The sequence below is a fragment of the Mycobacterium sp. 852014-52450_SCH5900713 genome, assembly GCF_001667075.1.
Classification (GTDB): domain Bacteria; phylum Actinomycetota; class Actinomycetes; order Mycobacteriales; family Mycobacteriaceae; genus Mycobacterium.
On record NZ_LZIL01000047.1, the window covers coordinates 1 to 16,586 of the forward strand.

The following is a 16,586-nucleotide window of genomic DNA, read 5'->3' on the forward strand; positions in this document are numbered from 1 at the left end:
CGCCACCGGGACGGCCGCGGAAACCTCCGGCACCGCCGCCCCCGGGCGGGGCGCCGACCCCCCGCCGCCGAGCAACCACCGCGCCTGGCACCGCCGCCCGCGCCGGAACACACGCCCCGACACGGCGGCGTGGACCCGCAGGCGGAGGGTTTGAACGGGATGGGCGAGGGCCCCTCGACCGGAGGCCAGTCGGTTGCCGACCTGTTGGCGCGGTTGCAGGTGCAGCCGTCCGAGGGCGGCCGCCGCCGGCGCCGCGACGGCTGAGCTGGGAGCTTCCTCACATTGGGTGCCGCCCGGTAATCGACTACAGTTTTAGTGACCGAACGGTACCCACCACGTGGGACCGGAACGAACGAAGAAATCTGTGAGGTCGTCTGCGATGGTGCAGTTCGACGGTTTGCGCCCGGCCAGGCTCAAGGTGGGGGTCATCTCCGCCGGCCGGGTCGGCACCGCGCTCGGGGTCGCGCTGGAGCGCGCCGACCACGTCGTGGTCGCGTGCAGCGCCATCTCCCACGTGTCGCGACAGCGGGCGCAGCGTTGGCTGCCCGATACCCCGGTGGTGGCCCCGCCGGACGTGGCCGCCGGCGCCGAGCTGCTCTTGCTGGCCGTTCCCGACAGCGAGCTCGCCGGCCTGGTGTCCGGGCTGGCCGCGACGTCGTCGGTGCGGCCGGGCACGATCGTCGTCCACACGTCCGGCGCCAACGGGGTGGGCATTCTCGCGCCGCTGGCCCAGGACGGTTGCATTCCGCTCGCGATTCACCCGGCGATGACGTTCACCGGCTCCGATGAGGACGTCAGCAGGCTGCCCGACACCTGCTTCGGCATCACCGCGGCCGACGACGTGGGCTATGCGATCGGTCAGTCGCTCGTCCTGGAGATGGGCGGCGAACCGTTCTGCGTGCGTGAGGAAGCGCGCGTGCTCTACCACGCCGCCCTGGCGCATGCGGGCAACCACCTGGTGACGGTGCTCGCCGACGCGCTCGAGGCGTTGCGGGCCGCGTTGCGCGGCAGCGAACTGCTCGGGCAGCAGTCCGTCGACGACCAGCCGGGCGGGATCGCCGAACGCATCGTCGGCCCGCTGGCCAGGGCGGCGCTGGAGAACACCCTGCAACGCGGGCAGGCCGCGCTGACCGGTCCGGTCGCGCGCGGTGACGCCGCCGCGGTCGCCGGGCACCTTGCCGCGCTGGACCAGGCCGACCCGGAACTGGCGCAGGCGTACCGGGTGAACGCCCTGCGGACCGCCCGGCGCGCCCACGCCCCCGCCGACGTCGTCGAGGTCCTGGCGGGATGAGACCAGGCAAGCCGCCCGCCTTCAAGGCCGGCGACCTCAACGTGTACTCGCGGCCGCGCGACGTCAGTGACGTCAGCCGGGCCCTGCGCCACACCGGCCGCCGGGTGATGTTGGTGCCGACCATGGGCGCGCTGCACGACGGTCACCTCACCCTGGTGCGCGCCGCCAAGCGGGTGCCCGGCTCGGTGGTGGCGGTGTCGATCTTTGTCAACCCGCTTCAGTTCGGTGCCGGGGAAGATCTGGACGCCTACCCGCGGACCCTGGATGACGACCTGGCGCTGCTGCGCGGCGAAGGCGTCGAAATTGTTTTCGCCCCAACGGCGGCGGCCATGTATCCCGACGGTCTGCGCACCACCGTGCAGCCCGGTCCGCTGGCCGCCGACCTAGAGGGCGGTCCGCGACCCACCCACTTCGCCGGCGTGTTGACCGTGGTGTGCAAGCTGCTGCAGATCGTGCGCCCGGACCGAGTGTTCTTCGGCGAGAAGGACTATCAGCAACTGGTGCTGATTCGACAGATGGTCGCCGACCTGAACCTCGACGTCGCGGTGGTCGGTGTGCCCACCGTCCGCGAAGCCGACGGGCTGGCCATGTCGTCGCGCAACCGCTACCTCGACCCGGGGCAGCGCGAGGCGGCCGTGGCGGTCTCGGCGGCGCTCACGGCGGCGGCGCACGCCGCCGACGCCGGGCCGCAGGCCGCGCTGGCCGCGGCGCGCGCGGTGCTCGATGCGGTGCCTGAGCTCACGGTCGACTACCTCGAGTTGCGCGACGCGGACCTGGGCCCGTTGGGGGCCAACAGAATCGGCCGGTTGCTCGTCGCGGTCCGGCTGGGCAGCACCAGACTGCTGGACAACATCTCGATCGAGATCGAAACTTCGCCGGCACCCGTGGGGCCGGACGGATATCGGGACACCCGTGAATCATCTTGGAGGAATTGATGCTACGGACGATGCTCAAGTCGAAGATCCACCGCGCCACCGTCACCCAGGCTGACCTGCACTACGTCGGCTCGGTGACCATCGACGCCGACCTGATGGACGCTGCGGACCTGCTCGAGGGCGAGCAGGTGACCATCGTCGACATCGACAACGGCGCCCGCCTGGTGACCTATGCGATCACCGGGGAGCGGGGCAGCGGCGTGATCGGAATCAATGGCGCCGCAGCCCATCTCGTGCACCCCGGTGACCTGGTGATCCTGATCGCGTACGGGACCATGGAAGAGGCCGAGGCGCGGTCGTATGAGCCGCGGATCGTGTTCGTCGACGCCGACAACAAGCCGATCGACCTGGGCCACGATCCGGCATTCGTGCCCGCGGACGCCGCCGAGCTGCTGGATCCCCGAATCGTTGCGCGGTAACAGTGCTGCTCGCCATCGACGTCCGTAACACCCACACCGTGGTGGGGCTGATCTCCGGGTCCAAGGAGCACGCAAAGGTCGTGCAGCACTGGCGGATCCGGACCGAGTCCGAGGTGACCGCGGACGAGCTGGCCCTGACCATCGACGGCCTGATCGGCGACGACTCCGAGCGGCTCACCGGCGCGGCCGCCCTCTCCACCGTCCCGTCGGTGCTGCACGAAGTGCGGATCATGCTTGACCAGTACTGGCCGTCGATGCCGCACGTGTTGATCGAACCCGGGGTGCGCACCGGCATCCCACTGCTCGTCGATAATCCAAAAGAAGTCGGCGCCGACCGAATCGTCAACTGCCTGGCTGCATTTCACAGGTTTCAAAGCGCCGCCATCGTCATCGACTTCGGTTCCTCGATCTGCGTGGACGTGGTTTCGGCCAAGGGTGAATTTCTCGGCGGCGCGATCGCCCCGGGCGTGCAGGTCTCCTCGGACGCCGCCGCGGCCCGCTCCGCCGCGCTGCGCCGGGTGGAGCTGTCCCGCCCGCGTTCGGTGGTGGGCAAGAACACCGTCGAATGCATGCAGGCCGGAGCGGTATTCGGCTTCGCCGGTCTGGTCGACGGTCTGGTCGGGCGCATTCGCGAGGACGTCGAGGGCTTTGCCGGAGACGACGTCGCGGTGGTCGCGACGGGACACACGGCACCGCTGCTGCTGCCCGAGCTGCACACCGCCAGCCATTACGACCAACACCTGACCCTGCAGGGACTGCGCCTGGTGTTCGAGCGCAACCGGGACACCCAGCGCGGTCGGCTGAAAACCGCGCGCTGAGACCACGTCAACGCAAGCTCGAAGACCGGTCATTTAAGCTGGCACGTCGTGAGTGACGCCGACCCAGCAGACCTGCCCGAGCAGTTCCGCATCCGCCGGGACAAGCGCGCTCGCTTGTTGGCGGAGGGCCGTGAGCCGTATCCGGTCGCGATCGAACGCACCCACACCCTGGCGCAGGTCCGCGCCGACCATCCCGACCTGCCGATCGACACCGCGACCGACGACGTCGTCGGCGTCGCGGGCCGGGTGATGTTTGCGCGCAACTCCGGGAAATTGTGCTTCGCGACACTTCAGGAGGGTGACGGCACCAGCCTCCAGGTGATGATCAGCCTCGACAAGGTGGGCCCCGAAGCGCTCGATGCGTGGAAAGCCGACGTCGACCTCGGCGACATCGTCTACGTGCACGGCAACGTGATCAGCTCACGCCGCGGCGAGTTGTCCGTCCTGGCCGATTCATGGCAACTGGCCGCGAAATCGTTGCGACCGCTGCCGGTGGCCCATAAGGAGATGAGCGAAGAGGCGCGGGTGCGGCAGCGCTACGTCGACCTCATCGTCCGGCCCCAGGCCCGGACGGTGGCGCGGCAGCGGATCGCCGTGGTGCGCGCCATACGCAACTCGCTCGAACGGCGCGGGTTTCTCGAAGTCGAAACGCCGATGTTGCAGACGCTGGCGGGGGGCGCGGCGGCGCGACCGTTCGTCACGCATTCCAATGCTCTCGACATGGATCTGTACCTGCGGATCGCGCCGGAACTGTTCCTGAAGCGCTGCATCGTCGGGGGTTTTGACAAGGTCTTCGAAGTAAATCGAGTCTTCCGAAACGAAGGCGCCGATTCCACCCATTCTCCGGAATTCTCCATGCTGGAGACCTACCAGGCGTACGGAACCTATGACGATTCGGCAGTCGTCACGCGTGAGCTTATTCAAGAGGTCGCCGATGAGGCGATCGGAACCAGACAACTACCGCTGCCCGACGGGAGCGTCTACGACATAGACGGAGAATGGGCGTCGATTCAAATGTACCCGTCGCTGTCGGCGGCACTCGGCGAAGAGATCACACCCGAGACGTCGGTTGAGCGGCTTTGGGCCATCGCGGACCGGCTCGGAATCGAGATTCCCCGCGATCGCGGCTACGGGCACGGAAAGCTCGTCGAGGAACTCTGGGAGCACACGGTGGGAGATACGTTGACCGCGCCCACCTTCGTGCGGGACTTCCCGGTTGAGACAACGCCTTTGACGCGCCAGCACCGCAGCATCCCCGGTGTGACCGAGAAGTGGGACCTCTACGTGCGCGGCGTCGAACTGGCCACCGGCTACTCCGAATTGAACGACCCCGTCGTGCAGCGGGAGAGATTCGCCGCGCAGGCCCGCGCCGCGGCGGCCGGCGACGACGAAGCGATGGTGCTCGACGAAGACTTTCTCGCCGCCCTCGAGTATGCGATGCCGCCGTGTACCGGAACGGGAATGGGTATCGATCGGTTGTTGATGTCTTTGACCGGACTGTCAATTCGAGAGACAGTTTTGTTCCCGATTGTTCGGCCGCACTCCACTTGAAAAGTGCAACTGTGCGGCTTGGGGCCGGATTGAGTATGCTGCGTTGTTATGGCAGATTGATGACCCGGGGAGGCTCACCCAATCTGCTCGGCAACTGTTCAGGACGAAATGCGAGGATAAGCTAATGGCGAAAAAAGTGACCGTCACCTTGGTCGATGATTTCGACGGTGCGGGCGCAGCCGACGAAACTGTCGAATTCGGGCTCGACGGGGTGACCTATGAGATTGACCTTTCGTCCAAGAATGCCGCGAAACTCCGCAGCGACCTGAAGCAGTGGGTGGAAGCCGGCCGTCGGGTCGGTGGTCGCCGGCGTGGGCGTTCCGGTTCCGGCCGCGGCCGCGGCGCGATCGACCGTGAACAGAGCGCGGCGATCCGCGAGTGGGCTCGCCGAAACGGTCACAACGTCTCGACGCGCGGCCGCATCCCGGCCGACGTAATCGACGCGTTCCACGCGGCGACCTGACAAACCTCTCAACCGGCGTCCGGGCGGCAGGCCTGGGCGCCGGTTTGTCGTTTCGCTGGCCGCGAAAAATGTCGCCGGTGAGTAAGGAAACGAATTGCCACTCCGCCACGTTGATTCAGTTACGGCGCTGTAATCACAGGGGAATCGCCCTAAACCGGCCCTGCGGGTCTTGAAGAGCAAGGAACCGCAAGGTTATGCCCCCTGGCAGGCCGACCATTACAGTGGATGGCAGGTATGCGATTCCGGCCCCAACGGGGACCGGTGGGCCACTGAGAGGCTAGTACCGATGGTGAGGGAGAGCAGGTAACCACCGATGTTTGAACGATTTACCGACCGTGCCCGCAGGGTCGTCGTCCTGGCGCAAGAAGAGGCCCGGATGCTCAACCACAACTACATCGGCACCGAGCACATCCTGTTGGGTCTGATTCACGAGGGCGAGGGCGTCGCCGCCAAGTCGCTGGAGTCGCTGGGCATCTCCCTCGAGGGCGTCCGCAGCCAGGTCGAGGAGATCATCGGCCAGGGCCAGCAGGCGCCGTCGGGACACATCCCGTTCACGCCGCGCGCCAAGAAGGTTCTTGAGCTGAGCCTGCGCGAGGCGCTTCAGCTCGGCCACAACTACATCGGCACCGAGCACATCCTGTTGGGTCTCATCCGCGAGGGTGAGGGCGTGGCCGCCCAGGTGTTGGTGAAGCTGGGCGCCGAGCTGACCCGGGTGCGCCAGCAGGTCATCCAGCTGCTGAGCGGCTACCAGGGCAAAGAGGCCGCGGAGGCCGGCACCGGTGGCCGCGGCGGCGAATCGGGCAGCCCGTCAACCTCGTTGGTGCTCGACCAGTTCGGGCGCAACCTGACGGCCGCCGCGATGGAAGGCAAGCTCGACCCGGTCATCGGCCGTGAGAAGGAAATCGAGCGGGTGATGCAGGTGCTGAGCCGGCGCACCAAGAACAACCCGGTGCTGATCGGCGAGCCCGGCGTCGGCAAGACCGCCGTCGTCGAGGGCCTGGCGCAGGCCATCGTGCACGGCCAGGTGCCGGAGACGCTGAAGGACAAGCAGCTCTACACGCTGGACCTCGGTTCGCTGGTGGCGGGCTCGCGCTACCGCGGTGACTTCGAGGAACGCCTGAAGAAGGTGCTCAAGGAGATCAACACCCGCGGCGACATCATCCTGTTCATCGACGAGCTGCACACGCTGGTCGGAGCCGGTGCCGCCGAGGGCGCGATCGACGCGGCCAGCATCCTCAAGCCCAAACTGGCCCGCGGTGAGCTGCAGACCATCGGCGCCACCACGCTCGACGAGTACCGCAAGTACATCGAGAAGGACGCCGCCCTGGAGCGCCGCTTCCAGCCGGTGCAGGTGGGCGAACCGACGGTGGAGCACACCATCGAGATCCTCAAGGGTCTGCGCGACCGCTACGAGGCGCACCACCGGGTGTCCATCACCGACTCGGCGCTGGTGGCCGCGGCCACCCTGGCCGACCGCTACATCAACGACCGGTTCCTGCCGGACAAGGCGATCGACCTGATCGACGAGGCCGGCGCCCGGATGCGGATCCGCCGCATGACCGCGCCGCCGGACCTGCGCGAGTTCGACGAGAAGATCGCCGACGCGCGCCGGGAGAAGGAATCGGCCATCGACGCCCAGGACTTCGAGAAGGCCGCCAGCCTGCGCGACCGCGAAAAGAACCTTGTCGCCCAGCGCGCCGAGCGTGAAAAGCAGTGGCGTTCAGGCGATCTCGATGTGGTTGCCGAGGTGGACGACAACGAGATCGCCGAGGTGCTGGGCAACTGGACCGGCATCCCGGTGTTCAAGCTCACCGAGGCGGAGACCACCCGCCTGCTGCGCATGGAGGACGAGCTGCACAAGCGGATCATCGGCCAGGTGGACGCCGTCAAGGCGGTCTCCAAGGCGATCCGCCGCACCCGCGCCGGGCTGAAGGACCCCAAGCGGCCGTCGGGATCGTTCATCTTCGCCGGCCCGTCCGGTGTCGGTAAGACCGAGCTGTCCAAGGCGCTGGCCAACTTCCTGTTCGGCGACGACGACGCGCTCATCCAGATCGACATGGGCGAGTTCCACGACCGGTTCACCGCGTCGCGGCTGTTCGGCGCCCCGCCGGGATACGTCGGCTACGAAGAGGGCGGCCAGCTCACCGAGAAGGTGCGGCGCAAGCCGTTCTCGGTGGTGCTGTTCGACGAGATCGAGAAGGCCCACCAGGAGATCTACAACAGCCTGTTGCAGGTCCTCGAGGACGGCCGGCTCACCGACGGCCAGGGACGCACGGTGGACTTCAAGAACACCGTGCTGATCTTCACCTCGAACCTCGGTACGTCCGACATCTCGAAGCCGGTGGGCCTCGGGTTCACCCAGAGTGGTGGCGACAACAACTACGAGCGGATGAAGCAGAAGGTCAACGACGAGCTGAAGAAGCACTTCCGCCCGGAGTTCCTCAACCGCATCGACGACATCATCGTCTTCCACCAGCTGACCAAGGACGAGATCATCCAGATGGTCGACCTGATGATCGAGCGCGTCGGCAAGCAGCTCAAGGCCAAGGACATGGCCATGGAGCTGACCGACAAGGCGAAGGCGTTGCTGGCGAAGCGTGGCTTCGACCCGGTGCTGGGTGCCCGCCCGCTGCGGCGCACCATCCAGCGCGAGATCGAGGACCAGCTGTCCGAGAAGATCCTCTTCGAGGAGGTCGGGCCGGGGCAGATCGTCACGGTCGACGTGGACAACTGGGACGGCGAGAGCCCCGGCGAGGACGCGGTGTTCACCTTCACCGGGGCCCGCAAGCCGCCGGCCGAGCCGGACCTGGCGAAGGCCGGAGCGCACGCGGCCCCTGAAACGCCGTAGCACTGCAGCAAACGGGTGGTTAATCTCTGACGGGATTAACCGCCCGTTTCGCAGCTAAGGAGTCCGCCTGTGCTGATCGTCACCACCAACGACCTTCCGGGCTGGGAGATTCAGCGCGTCTGCGGCGAGGTATTCGGGTTGACCGTCCGCTCGCGCAACGCGTTCTCCCAGATGGGTGCGGGCTTCAAGGCCATGTTCGGCGGCGAGCTGGCCGGCATGACCAAGAACCTGGCCGAGAGCCGCAACGAAGCGATGGGCCGGCTGATCGACGAGGCGCGTAAACGCGGCGGCAACGCGATTGTCGCAATGCGTTTCGACACGACCGAGATCGGTGACGTGTGGACCGAGATCTGCGCGTACGGCACGGCGGTTCAGGCCACACCGGTCACCGAGGCCGCGAAATACACGGCGAGCCAGCTGGGCTACGGCGCCCCACCGCCGCAGCATTGACCCCCGGTTTACACTGACTTCGTCCTGACGGGCAACGGAATCTGGTGAAAGTCCAGAACGGTCGCGCCACTGTCGATAGTCAGACCCATGGCCCGTCATCACCAACGGGGACGCGTATATCCCCGGAAGGAGTGCCATCGTGTCGAATCCCGAGCTGACCGGCAGCCGCACCCGATCGGTTGACCTGTCAGCGGCAAGTGCCGCGGTCTGGTTGGCGGCAACCGCTTTCCTGGCGCTGTTGGCGCTCTACTTCGTCGGCGTCGACCAGGGCGCGGTGTCGCTCTTCGGCAGCGATTCGCACGTGCACGAGTTCATGCACGACGCGCGGCACCTGCTCGGCTTCCCCTGCCACTGATCGCGTGGAGAAGCGTCTGATCGGACGCGGCCTGCTGGCCGGTGCAGTCGGCGCGGTGCTGGCGTTCGCCTTCGCCCGCGTCTGCGCCGAGCCGGTGATCGGCCGCGCGATCGCTTTCGAGGACGGCCGCGCCGACGCCGAGAACGCCCATGGCGTGCACGAGCACGGCGCCGAGTTGTTCAGCCGTGGAGTCCAGTCCACTGCCGGGTTGGGCTTCGGTGTGCTCGTCTTCGGCCTCGCGATGGGCGCGCTGTTCGGAGTGCTGTTCTGCGTCGTCGCCGCGCGTGCGACAAATGTTGGGGCGCGGGCGCTTTCGCTGCTGCTGGCGACGGCCGCGTTCGTCGCGGTCTATTTGGTGCCGTTCGTGAAGTATCCGCCGAACCCACCGGCGGTGGGGCAGGCGGACACGATCGGGGCGCGCACCGGCTGGTATCTGGTGATGCTGCTGGCGTCAGTGGTGCTGGCCGCCGCCGCGGCGTGGCTGGCGCGGGGGCTGACGGCTCGGTTCGGCGCGTGGAACGGCCGGCTGCTCGCGGTGGGCGGATACGTCGCGGCGGTTGCGGTGGTGATGATGTTGCTGCCGAACGTCGACGAGACGCCCGGACCGCTGCGCGACGCGTCGGGCGCGATCGTCTATCCGGGCTTTCCCGCCGACGTCCTCTACGAATTCCGGATGCTGTCGCTGGCCACCCAGCTGGTGTTGTGGGCGACCATCGGCGTGGTGTTCGCGACGCTCGCCGGGCGGCTGCGACAGGAGCGCGCCGGGAGTGGACGGGCATCGAGCATCGCGGCGTGACGGAGGTCGTCCGGCTGACCTTGGTGTCGCACGCGATGACCGATGCCATGGCGGCCGCGCTTTTCCCCGCCGACGAACCCCTCAACGACATGGGCCGTCGGCAGGCCGAAGCCGTCGCCCAATTAGGCCGTGACGCACGACATTTCACCGGGCCCGAGCGACGGGCCCGGCAAACGGCGGAGCTGCTGGGATTGGATGCCGCAACCGACCCGCTGCTGGCCGACCTGAATTGTGGTCGATGGCGGGGGAAGGGGCTTCAGGACGTGCCCCCCGGCGACCTGAGGGTCTGGCTGACCGATCCCACCCGGGCGCCGCACGGCGGCGAGTCGATCACCGACCTGATGCGGCGGGTGGCCGGATGGCTGAATTCGTTGACCGAGAGCGCGTCGGCCGCCGTCGCGGTGACGCACCCCGCGGTGATCCGGGCGGCGATCCTGCACGGCCTCGACTCACCCCCGAAATCGTTCTGGGGCATCGACGTTGCACCGATGAGTCGCACCGGACTGCACTTTCGCAATGGCCGCTGGACGCTACGCCTCTGACTGCGGCCGGACCGACCGAGGCGGCTATTCTCCGCCAGCGTCGTCGACGATGCGGATGCCGGTGATGATCTCCGGCTGGATCGCGATCATGGTGTCCATGGTCATGTTGACCCACGGGCGTAAAAGTCGTTCGTAGCGTGCGTGTTGCTGGGGGTCGGTGATCGTGGTTGCCCACCCGGTGACCGCCACGGTCCAGCCGGCCCGCCGCTCGGGATCGAGGCAGTCGGCCTCGTAGGCCACCACCACACCGGCGTCGGCGCCCGACCGCACCACGGTGGACACCTTGGCTGCCAGGCGGGTACGCACGATGATCCGCCCGTCGTCGACGAGATGGTTGACCAGTCGGATCGCGGGCAGTGCCCTCTCGGTGAACACCACCCGACCATGGTCGATACTGCCCAGCAATCCCATCGCCTCGCGGTCATCGATTTGGATCACCTCGCGCGGCGGTGTCAACGCTGTCATTCGCCAGTCTCCGCTCGATGCGCGCCACCGCATGCGTGACCGGTGCGGTCGCGGCGATCATGAGGCGCAGCCACTCTCAATTGCCGCCGAAGGCCCATCTGCACATACAAAACCGCGCTACCTCCGTCCGGACCCCCGACTCTGGCAGGTTATGCAGTTTCGTCTGGCGCCGCCCCGTCGGGAAGGGCCAAAAGTCCCGCGTGGTATGTGGTCTGCGTCACTTTAGCCATCGGACGAATACCCTGCCGCTCCGCCAACCGCTAGCGCGGTGCGATGAGCGCGAAGGTCTGCTTGGCGACCTGCAGCATCCACCCGGTGACCGTCGGCCCGTGGTCGCGCGGCCAGTTGAGCTGGAAGCTGACCACGTACGGCTGCTGGGTTTTGTCGACGGCGTACCAGCTGAAGGTCAGATCACCGGGCAGCCCACCGGCTTTCGCGCCGATGTAAGGCCAGACGTTGCGGTCCAGTTGGATGCCCGCGACCGCTGAAAGGATCTGTCTGACCGGTGCGGCCTTGCCGACGGCGTCGGCTTGCAGGGCCGCATGGATGCGGCAGATGTCCTCGGCGTTGCCGTACCACTCCGCGCCGTAGGACGATGCCGGGGAGTGGGCACGGACCGGATCAGGTTCGTAGGGAGTCGAATTCGCCTGCTCCAACAGCTGAGCGCGGACTTGTGGTGACCCATGCTGCCATTGGGTGCGCAAGTCCGGCTTACCCCAGCCGACCGAGAACAGCTCGTACATCGTGGGGAACGGCGTCATACTGGCCGGGTCGTGGTGGCCCGCCGTGGCGAGCGCTTCTTCGATGGCGTGCGTGCCCAGCTTTCCGATCAGCAGGTCGGTCGCCATGTTGTCGCTGGTCGCGATCATCTTCTCGGCGGCCGTCCGAACCGAAACCTGCGCTCCGGCAGGCAGTTGCAAACCGGACGAGCCCACCGCGCGGCTCTTGTCGGTGACAGTCAGCTGATCGTCCCAGGAGAGCGTTCCGTCCTTGATGGCACCCGCCAGGGCGTGCAGCACGTACAACTTGAAAATCGATGCGAGCGGCAAAGATTCACCGGTGTTGGTACCCGCCACCGGATCGCAGCGCCCGTTGTCGACCTTGGCGACCTGGTAGGAGTAGCGGGCGCCGGTCTTGCTCAACACCGCATCGATGTCGTGCCACGAATCGATCTTTGGTGCCTGCGTGTCGAGGTCGAACCGATCGACCCAGCCGCCGTCGTCGGTGTGGATTCGGATGTCTTGTCGCGCACCGTAGGAGGACGTCAGGTGCAACGTGGCCACGCTGGCGCCCAGATCGACGCCGTTGAGGGTGAACGGCCGGTCCCACCAAAGCGACTCCATGGTGGTCTCCACCGATTTGACCATGTCGGGCGCGGCCAGGGTGCCCACACCGACCGGGCCGATGGGCCAGTCCGAGTTGAGCATGTCCAGCGTCTGCTGTGCCCGGATACCGGGCGGCGTCCGCACGTCGATCTGCCGACCGGGATTGGCCGCGTTCGCCTGCGGTGAGGGGGAGGAGGCGCAACCGGGCGCGAACGTGACTACCAGTGCGGCGGCGGCACTCAACGCCACCGCGCGGCGCCGGGCCGAGTACCCGCTAGCCAGCCTGCTTGTTGCCGGCAACGTCCATCACAACCTCGAATTCCAGCAGCGAGGCCCCGGTCGCCACCGGGTTGGCCCGCTCGCCCGCATGGGCAGCAATCGCGGGCCCCTGCGCCCACGCCTGAAATGCCTCCTCGGACTCCCACTGCGTCACGACGAAGTAGCGGTCCTCGCCCTTGATCGGGCGCAGCAGCTGAAACCCGAGGAAGCCGGGCTGGTTGTCGACCGCGTGTGCCCGGTGTGCGAACCGCTTCTCCAGCTCCGGGCCGGCGTCGGCGGGCACTTCGATTGCGTTGATCTTCACCACTGGCGGCATGCCGCTAGGCTACCCCTTCGCCCGGCCTGTCCATCTGCAGGGCGGGGCACGCAGGATGGTGACATGCCCAGTGAACTGCTGACTTGCCGCGGCGGCCAAGGCGAGCCGTTGGTGCTGGTGCACGGCCTGATGGGGCGGGGCACCACGTGGTCGCGGCAGCTCCCGTGGCTGACTCGGCTGGGCGTGGTGTACACCTACGACGCCTTATGGCATCGGGGGCGCGGCGTCGACGACCCGAACCCGGTCGGCACCGAACGTTTCGTGGCCGACCTGGCCGACGCGGTGAGCACCCTGGAAACGCCGGTCACGCTGGTCGGGCATTCGATGGGCGCGCTGCACTCGTGGTGTCTGGCCGCGGAGCGTCCGGAACTGGTCTCCGCGCTGGTGCTTGAAGACATGGCCCCCGACTTCCGGGGCCGCACCACCGGCCCATGGGAACCGTGGCTACACGCGCTGCCAGTCGAATTCGGTTCCGCAGAGCGGGTATTCGAGGAGTTCGGGGCCGTTGCCGGACGGTACTTCCTGGAGGCCTTCGACCGCACCGCCACCGGCTGGCGCCTGCACGGACATACCGCGCGGTGGATCGAGATCGCCGCCGAATGGGGCACGCGCCACTACTGGGAGCAGTGGCGGGCCGTGCGTGCCCCGGCGCTGCTCATCGAGGCCGGCAACTCGGTAACGCCGCCGGGGCAGATGCGGGAAATGGCCGAAATGAACTCGGCTGCAACGTATTTGCATGTCCCCCAAGCCGGCCACCTGATTCACGACGAGGCGCCGCAGGTGTACCGCGACGCGGTCGAGTCCTTCTTGGCGGCGTTGCCTGCACGCGACTGACTCCCGAGTGCCTGGCCGCTCGATGTGACGACCTGTATCACCATATGATAAATTCTTCAATCGTTCGAATATAGAATGCTTGTAGGCTTCAGGAGATTTGCGTGACGCAGCCGCTGTACAAGCTCAAGGCCGAGTTCTTCAAGACGCTGGGGCACCCGGCGCGGATCAGGATCCTGGAGCTTCTGGTGGTTGGTGACAAGTCGGTCGCCGAACTGCTGCCCGAGGTCGGGCTCGAAGCATCGAACCTGTCCCAGCAGCTCGGCGTTCTGCGCCGGGCCGGGGTGGTCGAGGCGCTGCGGGATGGCAACACGATGATCTACTCGATCGCCTCCCCGGACATCGCCGAACTGCTCACGGTGGCACGCAAGGTGCTCACCGGGGTGCTGAGCGACCGCGTCGCGATGTTGGAAGGCCTGCGCGCCGGCGGTGCGGGGTAGCGCCGATGGGCTGGATCAGCAAAGTATTGCGCGTCGGCCGGATCGCCGAACCCGCAGCCCCGCCACCGGAGGCGACGACCGAGCCGCCTGCCGGGGTGCGTGGTTCGCTACAGATTCGGCACGTCGACGCGGGTTCGTGCAATGGGTGCGAGGTGGAGATCGCGGGCGCCTTCGGGCCGGTCTATGACGCCGAGCGGTTCGGCGCCCGCCTGGTGGCCTCCCCACGGCACGCCGACGCGCTCCTGGTGACCGGTGTCGTGACACACAACATGGTCGGCCCCTTGCGCGCCACGATCGAGGCCACGCCGCGACCCCGACGGGTGATCGCCTGCGGGGACTGCGCCATCGATCGCGGGGTGTTCGGCGACGCCTATGGTGTGGCCGGCTCAGTCGGCGAGACGGTGTGCGTGGACTTGGAAATCCCGGGATGCCCGCCGACGCCGAGCCAAATCGTCGCGGCCCTGCGGTCGGTGACCGGCCGGTGACCGCTGCCTTGGCGGCCCGCGTGGCGCCGGAACCAAACCTGTTGCATGCCAAGTACTCTGGGTACGTCAGCGCGGGCGTGCTGACCTCGCTGCTGGGTGGGGCGGGGATATGGGCCGGTGGGCTCGGAATGTTCGGCCCGGTGCGCGCCGTCCGCATCGGATGGTTGCTTCCGCTGGCGGGCGTCGAGCTGAGGCTCGATCCGCTGGGCGGATTCTTCATGGCGATCACCGGGGCGGTCGCGCTGGTGGTCGGGCTGTACACGATCGGATACGCCCGACGCGAGCGGCTGGGCCCCGTCACCCTGGCCGTCCTGCCGGCGTTCGTCACGGCGATGCTGCTGGTGCCCGCCGCGGGGTCGGTCACCACCTTCCTGCTGGTGTGGGAGTTGATGGCGGTCGCGTCGCTGGTGCTGGTGCTGACCGACCACACCCGCCCGATGGTTCGCTCGGCCGGCCTGGTGTATGCCGTGATGACCCAGTTGGGGTTCGTGGCGATACTGGTCGGCCTGCTGATGTTGTCGGCGGCGGGGGGCGCGGACCGGTTTGCCGACCTGCACCGGATACCGCAAGGCGCGTGCACCGCGGTGTTCCTGCTGACGCTTGCGGGGTTCGGCTCGAAGGCGGGGCTGGTGCCGCTGCACGCGTGGTTGCCGCGCGCCCACCCGGAGGCGCCGAGTCCCGTTTCGGCGCTGATGAGCGCGGCGATGGTCAACCTCGGGGTCTACGGCATTTGCCGCGTCGACTTGCAGCTGCTCGGCCCGGGGCCGCGGTGGTGGGGGCTGACCTTGATGGTCGTCGGCGGGGTGTCGGCGCTCTACGGCGTGGTGCAGGCGTCGGTGGCCACGGATCTCAAACGGCTACTTGCGTATTCGACTACCGAGAACCTCGGATTGATCACGCTGGCGTTGGGAGCGGCCACGCTGTTCGCGGCCGCCGGCGCGAACGGTCCGGCGACGATCGCCGCGGCGGCTGCCATGCTGCACCTCGTCGCGCACGCGGCATTCAAGAGCCTCGGGTTTCTCGCCGCCGGGTCGGTATTGGCAGCCACCGGGCTGCGTGACCTCGACCGGCTGGGCGGCCTGGCCCGCCGGATGCCGGTGACGACAAGCCTTTTCGGAGTGGCCGCGCTCGGCGCGTCCGGGCTGCCGCTGGGCGCCGGGTTCGTCAGCGAGTGGCTGCTGGTGCAGTCGCTGATCCACACTGCGCGAGAGCATTCCGCCGTCTTGGCATTGACCACGCCGCTCGCGGTCGGCGCGGTCGCGCTCACCACGGGGCTGGGCGTGGCGGCAATGGTCAAGGCGTTCGGTATCGGGTTTCTGGCGCGGCCGCGCTCCGAACAGGCCGCCCAGGCACGCGAGGCGCCCCGCACCATGCTGGCCGGCATGGCCATCGCGGCGGCCACCTGCCTGGTGCTGGCCGTGACGCCCGCGGTGGTGGCACCCGCGCTGCGCCAGGCGGTCGCCGCGCTGCCGGGTACCCGGGCAATGGAATTCACCACCCTCGGCGCCATGGTGCGCCTGCCGGGCGTACCGGGCTCGATCGCACCCGGCGCGATCGCAGTCGGCGTCGTGGTGGCCACGCTGACCGCGGCCGCGCTGGCCCGTTGGCGCCGGAGCCGGCGGCCGGCGCCCGCCACATTGCCGCTGTGGGCCTGTGGCGCCGACGATCTCACCGCGCGAATGCAATACACGGCCACGTCGTTCGCCGAGCCGCTGCAACGGATCTTCGATGACGTCCTGCGACCCGACACCGACATCGAAGTCACCCACAGCGTCGAATCCCGGTATCTGGCCGACAAAATCACCTACCGCACCAGAATCGCGGACGCGATCGAGGAGCGCTGCTACGCGCCGGTGATCCGGGCGGTCTGGGCCGCGGCGGGCCTGGTGCGGCGCGCCCACACCGGCAGCGTGCACCTGTATCTGGCCTACGGTGCGCTCGGTGTGCTGATCGTGCTGGTGGTAGCCCGATGAATGT

At 67.8% G+C, this 16,586-nt stretch carries 18 protein-coding genes and 1 pseudogene; 16 read left to right on the top strand and 3 right to left on the bottom strand.

Translation table 11 applies throughout. The features are described from left to right. The 12 genes and pseudogenes from A5773_RS13155 to A5773_RS13210 form a co-directional block, all read left to right on the top strand. Nucleotides 1–264: pseudogene (locus A5773_RS13155) on the top strand (hypothetical protein); the annotation flags it as partial. A 115-nt stretch (nucleotides 265–379) separates the two neighbouring features. Continuing rightward, nucleotides 380–1,291 carry a Rossmann-like and DUF2520 domain-containing protein gene (locus A5773_RS13160; protein ID WP_067791234.1) on the top strand — a complete coding sequence of 304 codons (912 nt, stop codon included), beginning with the start codon at nucleotides 380–382 and terminating at the stop codon, nucleotides 1,289–1,291. Continuing rightward, the gene (panC, locus tag A5773_RS13165) at nucleotides 1,288–2,226 is read left to right on the top strand and encodes a pantoate--beta-alanine ligase (RefSeq protein WP_067791236.1); all 939 of its coding nucleotides are present in this window, start codon (nucleotides 1,288–1,290) and stop codon (nucleotides 2,224–2,226) included. The genes A5773_RS13160 and panC overlap by 4 nt, the downstream gene beginning before the upstream one ends. Then, the gene (gene panD, locus A5773_RS13170; protein WP_067791239.1) at nucleotides 2,226–2,645 is read left to right on the top strand and encodes an aspartate 1-decarboxylase; all 420 of its coding nucleotides are present in this window, start codon (nucleotides 2,226–2,228) and stop codon (nucleotides 2,643–2,645) included. The genes panC and panD overlap by 1 nt, the downstream gene beginning before the upstream one ends. A 2-nt stretch (nucleotides 2,646–2,647) precedes the next feature. Next, entirely contained in the window at nucleotides 2,648–3,463 is an 816-nt protein-coding gene (locus tag A5773_RS13175) for a type III pantothenate kinase (RefSeq protein WP_067791242.1), read from the top strand. Between the two features lie 48 nt (nucleotides 3,464–3,511). Next, nucleotides 3,512–5,014, top strand: coding sequence for a lysine--tRNA ligase (gene lysS / locus A5773_RS13180; protein WP_066955508.1), 1,503 nt, complete (start codon nucleotides 3,512–3,514; stop codon nucleotides 5,012–5,014). Between the two features lie 124 nt (nucleotides 5,015–5,138). Then, nucleotides 5,139–5,477 (top strand): histone-like nucleoid-structuring protein Lsr2, encoded by a 339-nt coding sequence (lsr2, locus tag A5773_RS13185; RefSeq protein ID WP_066955505.1) that lies wholly within the window; start codon nucleotides 5,139–5,141, stop codon nucleotides 5,475–5,477. 313 nt (nucleotides 5,478–5,790) lie between these two features. Further along, nucleotides 5,791–8,325, top strand: coding sequence for an ATP-dependent protease ATP-binding subunit ClpC (gene clpC1, locus A5773_RS13190; protein ID WP_066955496.1), 2,535 nt, complete (start codon nucleotides 5,791–5,793; stop codon nucleotides 8,323–8,325). Nucleotides 8,326–8,394: 69 nt separating this feature from the next. After that, on the top strand, nucleotides 8,395–8,775 hold the full coding sequence (locus tag A5773_RS13195) for a YbjQ family protein (RefSeq protein WP_066955493.1): 381 nt from the start codon (nucleotides 8,395–8,397) through the stop codon (nucleotides 8,773–8,775). Between the two features lie 139 nt (nucleotides 8,776–8,914). Next, on the top strand, nucleotides 8,915–9,130 hold the full coding sequence (locus A5773_RS13200) for a CbtB domain-containing protein (RefSeq protein ID WP_066955490.1): 216 nt from the start codon (nucleotides 8,915–8,917) through the stop codon (nucleotides 9,128–9,130). A gap of 4 nt (nucleotides 9,131–9,134) precedes the next feature. Continuing rightward, entirely contained in the window at nucleotides 9,135–9,926 is a 792-nt protein-coding gene (locus tag A5773_RS13205; RefSeq protein WP_067264692.1) for a CbtA family protein, read from the top strand. Beyond that, nucleotides 9,923–10,468, top strand: coding sequence for a histidine phosphatase family protein (locus tag A5773_RS13210; protein WP_066955484.1), 546 nt, complete (start codon nucleotides 9,923–9,925; stop codon nucleotides 10,466–10,468). Before A5773_RS13205 ends, A5773_RS13210 begins: the two co-directional genes overlap by 4 nt. Nucleotides 10,469–10,492: 24 nt before the next feature. Here A5773_RS13210 and A5773_RS13215 read toward each other — a convergent pair whose 3' ends face one another. The 3 genes from A5773_RS13215 to mhuD all read right to left on the bottom strand — a co-directional run bounded on the left by A5773_RS13215 (nucleotide 10,493) and on the right by mhuD (nucleotide 12,853). Further along, nucleotides 10,493–10,933: a pyridoxamine 5'-phosphate oxidase family protein gene (locus A5773_RS13215; protein WP_066955481.1), complete on the bottom strand. Its 441-nt coding sequence runs from the start codon at nucleotides 10,931–10,933 to the stop codon at nucleotides 10,493–10,495. A 260-nt stretch (nucleotides 10,934–11,193) separates the two neighbouring features. Beyond that, nucleotides 11,194–12,558 (bottom strand): serine hydrolase, encoded by a 1,365-nt coding sequence (locus A5773_RS13220; protein ID WP_067791244.1) that lies wholly within the window; start codon nucleotides 12,556–12,558, stop codon nucleotides 11,194–11,196. Next, on the bottom strand, nucleotides 12,533–12,853 hold the full coding sequence (mhuD, locus tag A5773_RS13225) for a mycobilin-forming heme oxygenase MhuD (protein ID WP_066955475.1): 321 nt from the start codon (nucleotides 12,851–12,853) through the stop codon (nucleotides 12,533–12,535). The genes A5773_RS13220 and mhuD overlap by 26 nt, the downstream gene beginning before the upstream one ends. Before the next feature lie 63 nt (nucleotides 12,854–12,916). On the opposite strand from mhuD, the gene A5773_RS13230 reads away from it, so the two are divergent. The 4 genes from A5773_RS13230 (at nucleotide 12,917) to A5773_RS13245 (ending at nucleotide 16,582) form a co-directional block, all read left to right on the top strand. Then, nucleotides 12,917–13,687 carry an alpha/beta fold hydrolase gene (locus A5773_RS13230; protein WP_066955472.1) on the top strand — a complete coding sequence of 257 codons (771 nt, stop codon included), beginning with the start codon at nucleotides 12,917–12,919 and terminating at the stop codon, nucleotides 13,685–13,687. Between the two features lie 101 nt (nucleotides 13,688–13,788). Then, nucleotides 13,789–14,124: a lsr2/espR transcriptional regulator gene (locus A5773_RS13235; RefSeq protein WP_066955470.1), complete on the top strand. Its 336-nt coding sequence runs from the start codon at nucleotides 13,789–13,791 to the stop codon at nucleotides 14,122–14,124. Between the two features lie 5 nt (nucleotides 14,125–14,129). Further along, complete coding sequence (locus tag A5773_RS13240) at nucleotides 14,130–14,609, top strand: NADH-quinone oxidoreductase subunit B family protein (protein WP_067264673.1); 480 nt, start codon at nucleotides 14,130–14,132, stop codon at nucleotides 14,607–14,609. Further along, complete coding sequence (locus A5773_RS13245) at nucleotides 14,606–16,582, top strand: proton-conducting transporter membrane subunit (protein ID WP_369817361.1); 1,977 nt, start codon at nucleotides 14,606–14,608, stop codon at nucleotides 16,580–16,582. The genes A5773_RS13240 and A5773_RS13245 overlap by 4 nt, the downstream gene beginning before the upstream one ends. The last annotated feature ends 4 nt before the right edge of the window (nucleotides 16,583–16,586 follow it).

What these genes read in the sequence shown, in the direction of transcription:
- panD (WP_067791239.1), top strand. Translation starts at nt 2,226, where the DNA reads ATGCTACGGACGATGCTCAAGTCGAAGATCCACCGCGCCACCGTCACC.
- A5773_RS13160 (WP_067791234.1), top strand. Translation starts at nt 380, where the DNA reads ATGGTGCAGTTCGACGGTTTGCGCCCGGCCAGGCTCAAGGTGGGGGTC.
- A5773_RS13230 (WP_066955472.1), top strand. Translation starts at nt 12,917, where the DNA reads ATGCCCAGTGAACTGCTGACTTGCCGCGGCGGCCAAGGCGAGCCGTTG.
- A5773_RS13240 (WP_067264673.1), top strand. Translation starts at nt 14,130, where the DNA reads ATGGGCTGGATCAGCAAAGTATTGCGCGTCGGCCGGATCGCCGAACCC.
- lsr2 (WP_066955505.1), top strand. Translation starts at nt 5,139, where the DNA reads ATGGCGAAAAAAGTGACCGTCACCTTGGTCGATGATTTCGACGGTGCG.
- panC (WP_067791236.1), top strand. Translation starts at nt 1,288, where the DNA reads ATGAGACCAGGCAAGCCGCCCGCCTTCAAGGCCGGCGACCTCAACGTG.
- mhuD (WP_066955475.1), bottom strand. Translation starts at nt 12,853, where the DNA reads ATGCCGCCAGTGGTGAAGATCAACGCAATCGAAGTGCCCGCCGACGCC.
- A5773_RS13215 (WP_066955481.1), bottom strand. Translation starts at nt 10,933, where the DNA reads ATGACAGCGTTGACACCGCCGCGCGAGGTGATCCAAATCGATGACCGC.
- clpC1 (WP_066955496.1), top strand. Translation starts at nt 5,791, where the DNA reads ATGTTTGAACGATTTACCGACCGTGCCCGCAGGGTCGTCGTCCTGGCG.